Genomic DNA, 13,685 nt, shown 5'->3' with positions numbered 1-13,685 from the left:
GCGGCGGTCACCGCGTCGGGACCACCGCCGGCCCGGCCCGCCGCGTATCCGACCAGGAAGGTCGTGAGCGGCGCGGCGGGTCGGGCGACGCCGTGGGCGGCATCGCCCGCGAGGCTGAGCAGGAGCCACCACCGGTGCCGATCAGGAAACCGACGTACGCCGCCACTCGCCGCCCGCGACGGGCAGCCGGAATGCGGGACACGGCCTCGGGCCCGGGTCGTCCGGTCCGCAGTGGGGGACGGACGGCCCTCGTCAGGCGTCCTGTGACGACCGAAGGTAGAGGACCTACGGGGAGCCCCGCACATCCCTGCGGCTCCTCACAGGAGTTGAGGAGCCGCGCATGCAGACCCGGGAGATCGACGCCAGCGTGCTGGAGACGCTGATGACCGCGGCCGTGGCGGCACCGTCGATCCACAACACGCGGCCGTGGTGCTTCGGGCTGCAGGCCGCCACCCGGTACATCGAGGTCCGCGCCGACAGCAGGCGCGCACTGCCGCTGGCCGATCCCGATCGGCGCGCCCAGCACCTCTCCGTGGGAGCCGCGGTCTTCAACCTGCGGGTCGCCATTGCGCACCTGGGCTGGGACCCCGTGGTGCGGCTGCTGCCCGATCCCGGCGAGCCCGACCCGCTGGCCACCGTACAGCTGACCACGCCCGCCGGAGAGTTGCCCGGCTACCGGTGGCTGTACCCGGCCGTCGAGCGGCGCCACACCAGCCGGATGCCGTTCACCGGCCGCCCGGTGCCCGAGGCGGTCGTGGCGGAGATGGCCGAGGCAGCACAGTCCCAGGGTGCGCGACTGTATGTGCCCGGCTTCGCCGAGACACGGCTGCTACTCGGTCTGACAGCGACGGCCGAAGCGCGCAACCAGGCCAGCCCGGCACGCACCGCCGAATCCCGTGCCTGGATCACGGTCCCTGGTGCGAATGTGCCCTACGGCATCCCGCTCAGCGCTCTCGGACCGCGGGACGCGGACGGACGGATCCCGATGCGTGACTTCACCGGCCGACTGCCCGTACCGCGGCTGCCGGACCAGCACTTCGAGCGCCACGCCCAGCTGGCCTTGCTGTGGACGGCCCGCGACCGGCGAGAGGACTGGCTGCGGGCGGGCCAGGCCCTGGAGCACGTGCTGCTGACCGCGACCGCGCACGGAGTGCGCACCTCGATGCTGCACCAGGCGATGGAATGGCCGGATCTGCGGGCGGCGGCCTGCCTGCCGCAACGGCGTTGTTGCGCCCAGTTGCTGATCCGGTTCGGCTACGGACCGGACGGCGGGCGTACACCGCGCGCCTTCGCGCGGACCGCCCGGCATCGCGCGGACTGAGGGGGCCGGCCGACCTCACACGGAGTGCTCTTCATCGTGTTCGGCGGGATCGGTCACCGCGGGGTGTACACGATGCGGCTGACCGGCACCTTGGCCAGCAGGCGCAGGCACTCCCGCCGATCGAGTGCAGGGAAGCCGTCGTTGTGGGACATCGGTCCAGACTCCCTCACGTGGTTGTCGGGTCCGGCGGTGGTTGAGCTCCGTTCAGATCGGCCTACTCGTCCTGGCCAGTCGCCCGTCATCTGTCATCTGTCATCCTCGAGTCATGCAGAAGCCTGTCCCCGACGCTCCCCGCTCCCCGGACGCTCCTGTCGACATACGCTTCCCGCTGCTCACCCAGCAGTGGCTGGATCTGACGTTCATCCACTGGGCCGTCGAACCGGCCATGGTGGCAAAGCTGATGCCACCCGGGACCGTTCCCGACATGCACGGTGGGGTCACCTACGTCGGGCTCGTCGCTTTCCGCATGCACAAGGTCGGCTGGTTCCGGCTGCCCGGGCTGCCCTACCTCGGCTCGTTCCCGGAGACCAACGTCCGCCTGTACTCGGTGGACGCGCACGGACGCCGCGGTGTTGTCTTCCGCTCGATGGACGCCTCGCGTCTGATCCCGGTGGTGATGGGACGCATCGGCTTCCGCCTTCCCTACCTGTGGTCCCGTATGTCCTTGCGCACCACCGGTGACACCGTCACCTACACCAGCTCGCGACGCTGGCCGAGTGTGCGCGGCGCGTACAGCCGCGTCACCGTACGCCCGGGCGAACGCATCGAGGAACCCACCGAGTTGGAGCACTTTCTCACGGCCCGTTGGGGCATGCACAACGCCTTCGCCGGTGGTGCGGCGTACCTGCCCAACCACCACCCGCGCTGGCCCCTGCACCGCGCCGAGCTGATCACCTGCGAGGAGAACCTGCTCACCGCGGCCGGCCTGCCCGCGCCGGTCGCCGCCCCGGTCAGCGTCCTGTACTCACCGGGTGTCCCGGTTCGCCTCGGCCGCCCCGTCCGCCGGCTGAACTCCGAATACGGGAGCTGACACAGCGTCTCAAGGCTGCCTCTCCGGCTCCGATGCTGCGGATCGCTCCTGTGGTCCGAGTGCGGCGGCGCACGGGCGGGGACCATCGGCCCTGACAGCTTGCCTCTTGGGGTGGCCCCTATGGTCCCCGCGCGAGGACCGGTCGGACCGGCGGGAGGCACCCCGTCGGCCCCGGGCATGACAGCCCCGGATCGCGAAATCTGGACCCGGGCCGCCGAGCCGTCAGGGCGCGGACGGCCGGGTCACCGTGATCAGGAGGTACACGATGGTGCTCCAACGGTCTGGGAGAAGCGACGCAACGCCGTCGGCGCACGAGCCGGTGCCGGGCCGCGCCAGGCTGATGCTGGCACTGGCCACGGTCGGCTTCGCCGTCAACTTCTGGGCCTGGGCGCTGCTCAGCCCGCTCGGCGTTCCCCATCGTGTCGGCAACCACCATCGTGCCCGTGCTCCACCTCGGCCTGGTCGGTCACTCTTCCCTCGCCGCCCTGCTGGTCGGCGGATTCTTCCTCGGCATCGGCGGCACCGCGTTCGCCGTTGGTGTCCCCTGCGTCACCGCCTGGTTCCCGCCCGAGCGGCGCGGTCTGGCCATCGGTACCTTCGGCGCCGGCATGGGCGGCACCGCCAGCAGCGCCCTGACCACGGTCAAGCTGGTCAACGCGCACAGCGTGTCCACCCCGTTCCTGATCACCGCCGTGATCCTGGCCGTGTACGCCGTGACGGCCGCGTTGCTGCTGCGTGACGCGTCCGGCTGGGCATCACCTGGCAGGCATCCGCGCTGTACGCGGTCGCGTTCGGCGGCTACGTCGCCTTCTCCGCCTACCAGCCCACCTACCTCAAGACCGGTTACGGCCTGCCCCAGGCGGACGCCGCGGACCGCATGGCCGGGTTCGTGCTCCTCGCGGTGGCCATGCGCCCGGTCGGCGGCTGGCTGTCCGACCGGCTGGGCCCGGTCCGGGTGCTGGCCGCGGCGCTGTCCGTGGTCGTGGCGGGGGCGGTCGTGCAGTCCTGCACCCCGGCCCTCGCGCCGGTGGGAACCATCGCCTTCCTGGCCATGGCCGCCGCGCTCGGCGCGGGCAGCGGCGCGACCTTCGCCCTGGTGGTCCTGCGGACCCCGGCCGGCAAGATTGGCTCGGTCACCGGCGTGGTCGGCGCCGCGGGTGGTCTGGGAGGCTTCCTGCCGCCGCTGGTGAGGGGCTCGCTGTACGGCGAGTACGGGTCGTACGCGGCCGGTCTCGCCGTGCTCGCGGTCGTGGCCACCGCCGCACTGGCCTACACCCTCACCGGTGTCCGCGCCGCAGCCGAAGGCGGCGAGCGCAAGCAGCGCACCAGCCGCCGGCATCACAGCGGGTTACCGGCGGATTGAGAAATGCAGACTGTTTTGGGAAGAAGGAGAAGTCCGGTGTGCGAGTACTGCGGCTGCCAGTCGCTGGCGGCCATCGATGAACTGACCCGGGAGCACGACGAGGTCGTCCGCCTCATCAGCCACCTCCGGACTGCCCAGCAGGAGGGCGGGCAGAGGTCGCCCGGGAGATCGCGCGGGTGCTCGAACCGCACACCCAGGTCGAGGAGCACGGCCTGTTCCCCGCGCTGGCCGCCGACTTCCCCGACCAGATAGCCGCTCTGGAGGCCGAGCACCGTCGCATCGATGCGGTGCTATCGGAGGCCGCCGGCGGCGCGACACCCTCGGACCCGACCTGGCCGGACCGGTTGACCGAGGCGATGGACATGCTGCGCGACCACATTCTCAAGGAACAGGACGGCGTCTTCCCGGCCGCACGGGCCAACCTCGGCACCGAGGAGTGGGAAGCGGTCGAGGCCACGCGTGCCAAGGCGGGCAGCACTGCTGCAGATGTACCGGGAGGCCAAGGCCCGGATGGGAGACCCGGTGACCGCCCGGTGGGACATCGTCTCCGACCTCGTGCGCGCCCGGGGCTACCAGCAGGTGCGCGGCAACGGGGGCCGGGTTCGGGCGAGTTGGGACGAGGCGTGGAGATGGTGGCCGCCGGGCATGTGCACACGATCAGGGCGTACGGTCCGGTATGGGGTGAGCCGCCCCTGGCCGACGGGCGCGCCGAGCCGCGTGGCGGCGTGAAGCGGGCCGCCTCGCTCGGGGGCATGCCTGGTCCCTGGGTGAGGGGGCGAGGGGGTGAGGGCGGGACGCAGGGACGTACCCGCGTCGAGTGCGCCTACGGCGGCGACCCGCGCCACTCCGGCCGACCAGGCGCGGCGGCCGCGATGCTGCCGTCCCGGAGACGATCTCGCCGACCCGCGTCCCCTCCGGTCAGCAACTCCGCTGCCTGGTGCTGTGTGTGTTCCGCGGCCAGTTGGGCTTCGGCAACGACGTCACCGCGCTCGCGTATCAGTTCCTCATAGATCGGCGGGTGATCGTTCCTACTTGCGCTGTGTGTCATGGTCGGACCTTTTCCATGGTGATCAACAATGAGGCCGGTCCACTGTCAGGCCCGGTTGAGCCGGGCAGCGATCCCGTGGCCGATCAGCAAATACATGACGGCCGGGAGACCATAATCAAGGGCAACGCGTAGGCTTTCCGTGTTCATCGTGAAAATGTCCTGTGACCACCAGGACAGCCAGTCCGCCGTACTCCGCACGAATCCGACGAACACATTCGCGCGGTTCGCGTCGAGCAGGAACAGCACGATCCACAGGCCCAGCAGTCCCGCCGCGGTGTCGGCGATTGTGCAGATGGTGATGGCCGTACGCCGCGTGGTGCCCTGACGGCGCACGGCGCGGTAGGGGCCCGAGCGCTCGTTGTATTCCCGGTATCCGGGAGCCGGGTCGATGTTGCTCACAGGGAAATCCGATCTGACGTAGTGCCATGTCTGTTGTGCTCGTGCCGGGGCGCCGAAAATCAGCCGGGCCGGCACCTCGCTTCTCCCTGGTTCTGCGTTCCGCAGGCACTGCGGCGTTACACCGCCGCCTGTGATGTCTCGAATAGGGCTGCCTGTGCGTGCACTTACCTACATGTTCCTGTGTCAGGGCACTTATCCGGACTATATGGCGGGGTGTGATTCGGGAAATGCCGCAGTCCTCGGTCGCCGGCGTTTGCGTATTGCGTGACCGGATTGCGAAGGAGGCAGGGGTGTTCCTTCATAAAGTTGCCGGTCTCGCAACCATCCCCGTTCTCCCGTGACACTCCTGACGTGCGGTGCGCTGTTGGAAGTGACCCCGGGCGGGGTCATGGCGCCCATCCTCCGGGGGGAGGGTCTGCAGGCGCCGACGTGCTGGGGCAGGCCCGGTTCCCCCCGTGCCGGGTCTGCCCCTGCTCTCCCAGCGCGGACAGAGCCGTGTGGCGGTAGGTGCCCGAGGCTTGACGGCCGAGCAGTCCAGTGCGTTGTAAGCGTGGGCCCAGGGACCCAGGGGCCCGTGACATCTGCTCGCCCCATCGGGGGTGGTGACGGGTGGTGATGCCTGCAGCAGGCCGGTGGGTATGCGGTATGCGCAGGGTGGTGGGCTGACGGGTCACAGAAGCAGCTGCTCCAGCGGGTGGACGTGCTGCCGTCCACGGCGTTGGAGGCGGCGCAGAAGGCGTCCTCGGTGGGCGGCCCCGGCGTTGTGGCCCTGGGACACCAGTGTCCCGCTGGTGGTGGTGGCGGTCACGGCAGCCGACTGCGAGGAGGTGTTACCGGCCACGCCCACGTTGTCGGTGGAAGCGGACCAGCTCAGAGAAGCGCTCGTGTCAGATCCATGGCGCTCCGTCAGTTTCCGGCGCCCTTTGGCGAGGACCTTGAGATGCCGGCTTCGATGCCGTCGAGCAGGAAGTCGAGACCGATCCGGAAGGTGTGGTCGGCGTCCAGGTGGGCGGCATCGCGCACCACCGTGGCCAGCGCGGGGAATCGGCCAGTGGCGAAGGTTCGCTGCAGATAGGGCCCGAGTGAGGCCTGCCAGCGCTTCTCGTCCATCCCGGTGGCCCGCTCGGCACGCCGCTCGGCGATCTCCCGACGCACCGCGCCGATCACGTACGCGTTGACTGCGGCGACCACCGGCATGACGGCGTCCACGTCGACGGCGCCCATCGCGGCCACCACGGTCTCCCCACTGGCCAGCGCGTGCGGTCCGAGCTGGGGTCGGCCACCCAGTAGATCGGCGAGCCATTCGTGCTCGTGAGCGGCGTGCCGAGTGGCTTCGGCAAGAGACCGGAGTACCTCCCGCCAGCCGTCTCCGACCGGCCGGATCTCGGCGTGGGCGGCGTCGACCATCAGGTCGAGCAACTCCTCCTTACTGTCGATGTAGCCGTACAGCCGCATCGGACGGACGTCCAGCGCGGTGGCGACCTTGCGCAGCGACACCGCGTCAAGGCCGTCCGCGTCGGCCAGTTGGATCGCCGCCCGCACGATCCGCTCCCGGCTCAACGGGGCCGGCACGGGTCGATTCGGTGGCTCCGGCCTCTCCCACACCAACATGCCTCTAACGATACACCGCATCGGGCGATACAGTGTATCGACCCAGTACGGTGTATCGAAGGGGAGGCGGGCAACCATGACCATCGCCATTGTCGGAGCCGGCTTGGGCGGCTTGGCCCTTGCCCGGGTGCTGCACGTGAACGGCATCGACGCCGTCGTGTATGAACGTGATTCGTCACGCGGTGCGCGCGGTCAGGGCGGCATGCTCGACATCCACTCCGGTCAGCGAGCCCTGCGCGAGGCCGGTCTGATCGACCAGTTCTACGCAATTGCCCGTGGTGAAGGCCAGGACATGCGTCTTCTCGAGCCGGATGGCACCCTGCTGCTCCAGGAGGACACGCCCCACGACGCCCCGCTGGAGCGACCCGAGGTGGACCGTGCCGATCTGCGCAACCTGCTGCTGGACTCTCTCCCCGAGGACACGGTGCGCTGGGGGCACGCGTTCGAATCCGCCGACAATGATGCGCTGCACTTCGCTGACGGCAGCAGTGCAACGTATGACCTGCTGGTCGGCGCTGACGGCGCGAACTCCCGGGTCCGCGCACTGCTCACCGACGCTCGACCGGAGCACATCGGCCAAAACGTTGTCGAGCTCTGCATTTCCGACATCGACCGTACCCATCCCGACCTCGCGGCGATGGTCGGGCGCGGCAACTACTGGGTGCTCGGCAACGGACGATCCCTGGCGGCGCAGCGCAACGGCGACGGCCGCGTACGCATCGGCCTCAGCTTCTACCACACCGCCGAGGACTGGTTCGCCACCAGCGGGATCCCGTTCGACGACCCAGCCGCTGCCCGGGCACGGCTGATCGAGGAGTTCAGCGGCTGGGACCCACGGTTCACCGCACTGATCGCGGCCTGTGACGACACGGTCGTGCCACGGTCGATCACCACTCTCCCGGTCGGCCTGACCTGGCCGTCGACGCCAGGCGTCACGCTGCTTGGCGATGCCGCGCACCTGATGCCACCGGTGGGGGAGGGTGCCAACATGGCGCTGCTCGACGGCGCCCTGCTCGGCCTCGCGCTGGCCGCCCGCCCGGACGACTTTCCCGCCGCCGTCAAAGAATACGAACGCGAGATGTTCGAACGCACCAGTGCTGCCGCCCGGATGTCCGCGGACGTGCAGGAATTGCTGATGTCGCCGGACGCCGCCCAGAAGATGCTCGCCTTCTTCCAGCCTGGCTGAAGGTGACCACATACGACGAGGAGCTTCCCTGTGCCTCTTGTACCAGCGGAGCGTTCGCCATGGTGCAGCGGACTTCAGCAACCCGACGGGGCCGTTCCCCAAGCTCGGTCACCGACGACGATCGCCGGGGCCGGGGGCCGCAGAGGGTTCTCGCTACCCCTCAGCCCCCAGAGGAGCGACCAGCCCAACCCGCCGGCCTCAGAATCAGGTCCTCTAGGACTTCGGTCTCGTCAACGCAGGTCGTCAGCGGAGGACGGGCCGCGGGAGGGCTGGTGCGGGCTCCCAGGTAGCAGCCGGCTGCCGAGCAGTACTGCGCAGGCCCCGACGGTCAGCAGCCCGCCGGCGAGGAAGGTGCCCCGTACCCCGGCGAGCGGCAGGACCAGTGCCCCGAGTGCGGCGCCGGCTGCGATGCCGGCGTTGTAGGCGCCGGAGTTGGAGGCGAGGGCGAGATCCGTGCGGCCGGGCGCGTAGTGCAGCATCTCGTTCTGGGTGACCATGAACACCGGCCCGAGTGCACCGCCCATCAGAACCAGGAACATCACCGCCGCCACCGGATCGGTGCCGAGCGCGCACAAGCCGAGCATGCCCACCGCCTGCGTGGCCACTGCCGTGGGCAGCGCGGAGTGCAGGAAGCGGTCCAGCAGCGCCCCGGTGATGCTCACCCCGGCCAGACAGGCGACCCCGAAACCCACGAGCAGCACGCTGACCGTGCTCGGGGAGAACCCACTCACGTCGCCCAGGAACTTCACGATGTAGGTGTATCCCGCGAACCCCCCGGAGGCGGACAGGGTCCCGGCCGCCAGCACCGTTCCGAACCGCCGGACGTCGGGACTGGTCGCGTAGGCGGCGGGTTCTTCTTCCGGACGTGAGGTCGGGAGCAGAACGGCGATCGTCACCAGGGAGACGAGCCCCAGGGCCGCCGGCATGGCGACGGGCACCTGCCAGCCGCTTTGCCGGCCCAGCCAGGTCCCGGCAGGAACACCGAGGACGAGGGCGAGCGAACCTGCAACGGACAGCGCCCCGACCACACGCCCGCGGACCTCGGGCGCGAACAGACCTACCGCGACCGGCCCCGTCACGGCCCAGAACAGCGCCTGGGCGAGCGCGGTCAGCAGCCGTGCCACCAGGAGCAGCCAGTAGGAGGTGGCCAGCGCCGCGACGACGCTGGACACGACGAGCGCGGTCAGTAGTCCTGTGAGTACATGACGTCGGGGCACGGCGCGCGTGAGGTGGGCGAGCGGCAGAGATGCGAGAGCCACCGTCACGCCATAGCCGGTGACCAGGAGACCCACCACTGGCACTGACACCCGAAGGCTTGCGGAGATGAGTTCCAGCAGGCCGATCGGCAGGCTTTCCGCCGTGTTGAAGGTGAAGGCGGCCAGCATCAGGGCCACGAGCACCGCTGATCTGTGCCATGGAGCCGACTGCCTGGTGAGCGTGTGGACCCACCCTGCCGTCGCTCGTTGCTCCTCCTCGGTGGCGCCGTCCATGGGATTCACCTCACCGGGCACGCGGGTCCCGTGGCAACCGAATTCATCTGCCGCAGTGCGCTCACATGATCAAGCGTGGCCTTCAGCACCGTTGGGCCCGTTGTGAGAGCACGCGCCCGGATCATCTGCCGCGGGCTCGTGGGGGTCGCGGCCAGGTCTCGCTCGAGCTCCGGCACAGGGCGCGTGCCATCGCTGACGCTGACCGGCGTTCCTCCTCCTGAGCCCGGCATCCCCGCAGCTCTCGATGGCCCGCGTGCCCGTAGGCGGATGTGGCCGTGCTCGTATTCCGCCCGGCTCGATCAGTGCGGCGCCGCCGCGGGCCCCGGCGCCATGTCCTGCGTACCGATGACGGAGAGTAGTTCCAGCTGCGCGGCGGCTTCGGTGCCGGGCGGGGCGGTGAACCACAGCAGGCGCTGGCGTCCGTCCTCGCTGAACAGGCTGTTGCAGTCCACCGCGATGACACCGAGGGCCGGATGGACGATGCGCTTGTGGTCCGACCGGCGCAGGCCGACATCATGGGTGTCCCACAGCGCGGCGAACTCCGCGCTACGCCGCCGCAACACACCCACAAGACCGTCCACTTCGGCATCGCGGCCGCGCCGGGCGGCAACCGCCCGCAGGTCGGCGACGAACACCCGGGAATGGTGCGGGTGTTCGTCCGGCGGGTAGATCGTGCGGGAAGCGGGATCGGTGAACCAGCGGTGGATGAAGCTCGCCTTGGCCCCGCGCCCGGTCGGCTGCCGGCCCACGAGCGCGATGGCCGCCTCGTTCTGTACGAGGGTCTCGTGCAGGTCGGTGATGATCTGCGCGGGAGTCGCCGCGAGCCGGTCGAGGAGCGCCAGCAGCCCCGGCGTGATGTGCGCGGTCAGGCCGCTCGCGGCCGGGGGCACGGGACGCTCGGCGAGGTGGAACAGATGGTCGCGCTCGTCGCCACCGAGGCGCAGCGCACGGGCGAGGGCGGCCAGGACCTGCGCCGACGGCTGAGTGCCGCGCCCGCGCTCCAGCTCGGTGTAGTAGTCCGCCGACAGGCCCGCGAGCTGAGCCACCTCCTCCCGCCGCAGTCCGGGTACCCGGCGCCGGGGCCCGGCGGGCAGACCGACATCGCCCGGCCGGATCCGCGCGCGCCGGGACTTGAGGAACGCGGCGAGTTCGGAAAGGTCCATGCCCGCATCGTGCCGTGTACGACGCGTGCGAACCAGGGGGCGGCAACCCCAGGGTGTGCACAGCCTGGCTGCCGTCCGCAGACCGGGTGATGGTGGAAGGGAGGGCGGCGAGCGCACGACGCCGCGGCCCACCCGTCCGAACCCTGGCAGGAGCGAACCCGATGCCGTACGCGAACTTCAAGGTCCCCGCAGGCACCCTCACCGAGCAGCAGAAGGCGCAGATCATCGCCCGCACCACCGACCTGTACACCGAGATCTACGGCGAACGTGCCCGCGCCACCACACTGGTGCTCGTCGAGGAGGTGCCCGACGGCGGCTGGGGCATCGGCAGCCACGTCCTGACCGCCGCCGAGATCCAGCAGCCGCCCGCCGGCTGACCGCACCTCCATCGGCGCCGGCCCGGCCGGCGCATCCGTAGCCCGATGGGCGACGCAGGCGGCCACTACCCAACCGCGGGAGCGAAAGGCAGGACGAGACGCACCGACGCGACGTTCTGATGCGGGCAACGGGCCCTGCCGGCCGCACCCGCCGTGCCGGCCCCCGCCCATCCCGGACCCGGGATCCCACGGCGTCTTCCCCGACACCGAGGCATACGACACCACGCGCGACCGCTGGCAGATCCGCGTCGACCTGGAACACACCACGGGACGTGGATACCTGCGTGGCCTGCCGCATGCGGACATCATCCGGCAGGCGGGGTGAGTACGGTACGGTCGAACGGCCCGCCATGCGCGGCGGCGTACTCGACGGCGTCGTTGACAGCGTCGAGCGGGAAGGTCCGCACCCGTTCGGCACCGAGATCGAGCGCGCCCGAGGCGATGAGCCGGATCATGCCGACGTTCGCGGCGCGGGGGAACACCCACTGCCCGCGCACAGTCACCGAGTTACGCATGATCCACGGGTAGGGAAGGGCGAGGTCGGCGCCGCCGAGCATGCCGACGCCGCCCATGAGGACGACGCGGCCGTACTCGCGGACGGTCATGGCTGCCGCGCGCACCGTCGAGGTGGGCGCTGCGGGTGGGAGCAGGTCGAGCACGATGTCGATCGGGCCCTGGGCTGCGGCGGACATGGCCGCACGGTCGGCGTCCTCGTCGCCGGTCAGTTCGACCGGGCGCACACGCGAGCCGAACCGGTCGGTGAGGAGGTCGAGCACGGCGCGGTTGCGGCCCGGCGCGATCACCCGGCCCGCCCCCATCGCAAGGGCCACGGCGACCGCGGTGCTGCCGAGGTTGCCGGTGGCCCCGCTGACGAGCAGCGTCTCGCCGGCTTCCAGCCCGCCTGCCAGCAGTCCTCCGTAGGGGATGGCGTACACCCCGAGCGAGGACCAGCGCGCCGGGTCGTCCTCCGCTTCTGCCGGCAGGGGGTGCACGTTCTCCGTGGGTACTCGCATGAGCTCGGCGAACGCCCCGTCGTGCAGGTGCCGGGCGAGCCTGGCGCCGCCGTCGCCGCGGGAGCTCCAGCCCTGCAGCGCGATGTCGGGGGTCAGCGCATCGTCGCGAGAGCGGACCGTGCAGTCGCACCACACCAGGTCGCCGACGCGCAACCGGGTGGCGTCCGGGCCGACACTGACGATCCGGCCCACGCCACCGGTACCGGGGACCACCGGGGGTTCGAGCGGGTAGTTCCGCCGGCCGCCGAAGACCTCCTCGGCGTACGGGAGGACGCCAGCCGCCAGGACCTCGACCACCACCTCACCACCGCCCGCCACGGGATCGGGCAACTCCCGCACGGTGAGCGGGGCACCGAACTCTGTCAGGACTGCTGCTCGCATCTGCTGCCTCCTTGATCGTCCGTCTTGAGGCTAAGAGCGCGAGGGGCATGCGCCAAGCGACGATCTGGCATCTGTGGTATGCGTAGTGCGCATGGACTTCTCCAGTTCGGCTCTACGGGTTCTGCGGCAGGTCGCCGAGTCGGGGAGCTTCACCGCGGCGGCCTCTCAGCTCGGCTACACCCAGTCGGCGGTCTCACGCCAGGCGGCGGCCCTCGAACGGAGTGCGGGCGCCGTTCTGTTCGAGCGCCGCTTCGACGGGGTGCACCTCACCCTCGCCGGCCTGACCCTGCTCCGGCACGCCCGCACGATCCTCGACTCCGTCGCGGCGGCCGAGCACGAGCTCACCGGCACCGCCGCACAGACGGAACCGGTACGGCTGGGAATCTTCCCCAGCGCCGGGGCAGTGATCCTGCCGGGTCTGCTCACACGTCTCGCGACGGCCGGCCCGACCGTCACGGTCACGACACGTGAGGGCACCACACCCAGCCTGCTCCGGGCTCTGCGGGCAGGCTCGATCGACATCGCCTTGCTGACGTCCCGCCCGCCGCACCGACCGTCGGACGGCGAGTCCCCCCGGCTGCACATCGAAACCGTGGAGGACACCGAACTGCTCGTGGCAGCTCCGGCCACCGGCTCGTTCGCCGGTCGCACCGAGGTGCACGTCGACGAACTCGTCGACGCCCCCTGGATCGCCGCCCCGTCATCGAGTGCCGAGCCTCTGCTCGGCGTCTGGCCCGGCCTGCCCGGACGGCCGCGCATCGTCCACACCACGAGGGACTGGCTGTCGAAACTGCAGCTGGTCGCCGGCGGTTTCGGCGTGACCACTGTCCCGTCCCGTATGTCGCCGGTGCTGCCGCACGGCGTGACCCTGCTGCACGTGGCCGGCGTCCCCACCGAGGTCCGGCGGATTCTCGTGGCACGGCTTCCCGGCCGCCCCGGCCCGGGAATCCCGGCTGTCATCCGAGCGATCACCTCGGCCCGCTGACCCGTCGCCGGAGCCCACCGACGCCGTCAGCCTCAGGTGTTCCATGGCCCTGTCCATGCCCGTCACCAGGATTGCGGAACGGCGTCCCGGATCGGCCTCCTGGCGGCCGTCGCCGTCACCGACCCGGGTGGATGCCCGAGGGCAGGCGGCGACAGAGGCGGCCCGGTCCCACGGGCGCGACCGCCGATGCCCCCTGTCTCCGTACCCGGCTCCCGGCCGCCTGCTCCCTGAGGGCGCGGGCCAACGGATCCACCGAGCGTTGTGCGTGTATGGCCAACATCACACTCACCGGCATACCTACTGGTCGGTACCCTGCGG

Annotated in this window: 12 protein-coding genes and 2 pseudogenes; 7 read left to right on the top strand and 7 right to left on the bottom strand. The window is 70.6% G+C overall.

Annotation, left to right across the window (positions count from 1 at the left end; all coding sequences use genetic code 11):
* A pseudogene (locus ABT288_RS08735) lies at nt 1-125 on the bottom strand (DUF6457 domain-containing protein); the annotation flags it as partial.
* 215 nt (nt 126-340) lie between these two features.
* Between ABT288_RS08735 and ABT288_RS08730 the strand changes: the two are divergent.
* From ABT288_RS08730 to ABT288_RS50155, 4 genes and pseudogenes are all read left to right on the top strand, one after another.
* Nucleotides 341-1,321, top strand: coding sequence for an Acg family FMN-binding oxidoreductase (locus ABT288_RS08730; RefSeq protein WP_351604175.1), 981 nt, complete (start codon nt 341-343; stop codon nt 1,319-1,321).
* A gap of 265 nt (nt 1,322-1,586) precedes the next feature.
* Complete coding sequence (locus tag ABT288_RS08720; protein WP_351604173.1) at nt 1,587-2,351, top strand: YqjF family protein; 765 nt, start codon at nt 1,587-1,589, stop codon at nt 2,349-2,351.
* 265 nt (nt 2,352-2,616) lie between these two features.
* A pseudogene (locus ABT288_RS08715) lies at nt 2,617-3,714 on the top strand (MFS transporter).
* 176 nt (nt 3,715-3,890) lie between these two features.
* On the top strand, nt 3,891-4,724 hold the full coding sequence (locus ABT288_RS50155) for a hemerythrin domain-containing protein (protein ID WP_502972735.1): 834 nt from the start codon (nt 3,891-3,893) through the stop codon (nt 4,722-4,724).
* An 83-nt stretch (nt 4,725-4,807) separates the two neighbouring features.
* On the opposite strand, the gene ABT288_RS08700 is transcribed toward ABT288_RS50155, so the two are convergent.
* The 3 genes from ABT288_RS08700 to ABT288_RS08690 form a co-directional block, all read right to left on the bottom strand.
* Nucleotides 4,808-5,161 carry a hypothetical protein gene (locus ABT288_RS08700; RefSeq protein WP_351604171.1) on the bottom strand — a complete coding sequence of 118 codons (354 nt, stop codon included), beginning with the start codon at nt 5,159-5,161 and terminating at the stop codon, nt 4,808-4,810.
* Between the two features lie 670 nt (nt 5,162-5,831).
* Nucleotides 5,832-6,002, bottom strand: a complete 171-nt coding sequence (locus ABT288_RS08695; RefSeq protein WP_351604169.1) for a hypothetical protein — start codon at nt 6,000-6,002, stop codon at nt 5,832-5,834.
* A gap of 65 nt (nt 6,003-6,067) precedes the next feature.
* Nucleotides 6,068-6,772, bottom strand: coding sequence for a TetR/AcrR family transcriptional regulator (locus ABT288_RS08690; protein ID WP_351604168.1), 705 nt, complete (start codon nt 6,770-6,772; stop codon nt 6,068-6,070).
* A gap of 76 nt (nt 6,773-6,848) precedes the next feature.
* Here ABT288_RS08690 and ABT288_RS08685 point away from each other — a divergent pair, with 76 nt between their 5' ends.
* Nucleotides 6,849-7,958 carry an FAD-dependent oxidoreductase gene (locus ABT288_RS08685; protein WP_351604167.1) on the top strand — a complete coding sequence of 370 codons (1,110 nt, stop codon included), beginning with the start codon at nt 6,849-6,851 and terminating at the stop codon, nt 7,956-7,958.
* Nucleotides 7,959-8,188: 230 nt separating this feature from the next.
* Here ABT288_RS08685 and ABT288_RS08680 read toward each other — a convergent pair whose 3' ends face one another.
* A complete protein-coding gene (locus tag ABT288_RS08680; protein WP_351604187.1) occupies nt 8,189-9,343 on the bottom strand; it encodes an MFS transporter in 1,155 nt (384 codons plus the stop codon).
* A 404-nt stretch (nt 9,344-9,747) separates the two neighbouring features.
* The gene (locus tag ABT288_RS08675; protein ID WP_351604166.1) at nt 9,748-10,611 is read right to left on the bottom strand and encodes a helix-turn-helix transcriptional regulator; all 864 of its coding nucleotides are present in this window, start codon (nt 10,609-10,611) and stop codon (nt 9,748-9,750) included.
* Nucleotides 10,612-10,772: 161 nt separating this feature from the next.
* Here ABT288_RS08675 and ABT288_RS08670 point away from each other — a divergent pair, with 161 nt between their 5' ends.
* Nucleotides 10,773-10,988 (top strand): 4-oxalocrotonate tautomerase family protein, encoded by a 216-nt coding sequence (locus ABT288_RS08670; protein ID WP_351604165.1) that lies wholly within the window; start codon nt 10,773-10,775, stop codon nt 10,986-10,988.
* Between the two features lie 305 nt (nt 10,989-11,293).
* Here ABT288_RS08670 and ABT288_RS08665 read toward each other — a convergent pair whose 3' ends face one another.
* Entirely contained in the window at nt 11,294-12,382 is a 1,089-nt protein-coding gene (locus ABT288_RS08665; RefSeq protein WP_351604164.1) for an alcohol dehydrogenase catalytic domain-containing protein, read from the bottom strand.
* A 91-nt stretch (nt 12,383-12,473) separates the two neighbouring features.
* Between ABT288_RS08665 and ABT288_RS08660 the strand changes: the two genes are divergently transcribed.
* On the top strand, nt 12,474-13,367 hold the full coding sequence (locus tag ABT288_RS08660; RefSeq protein ID WP_351604163.1) for a LysR family transcriptional regulator: 894 nt from the start codon (nt 12,474-12,476) through the stop codon (nt 13,365-13,367).
* Nucleotides 13,368-13,685: the final 318 nt, after the last annotated feature.

It is taken from the genome of Streptomyces sp. NPDC001093 (assembly GCF_040298985.1).
Lineage (GTDB): Bacteria > Actinomycetota > Actinomycetes > Streptomycetales > Streptomycetaceae > Streptomyces.
This window is presented reverse-complemented; position numbering and strand designations above follow the sequence as displayed.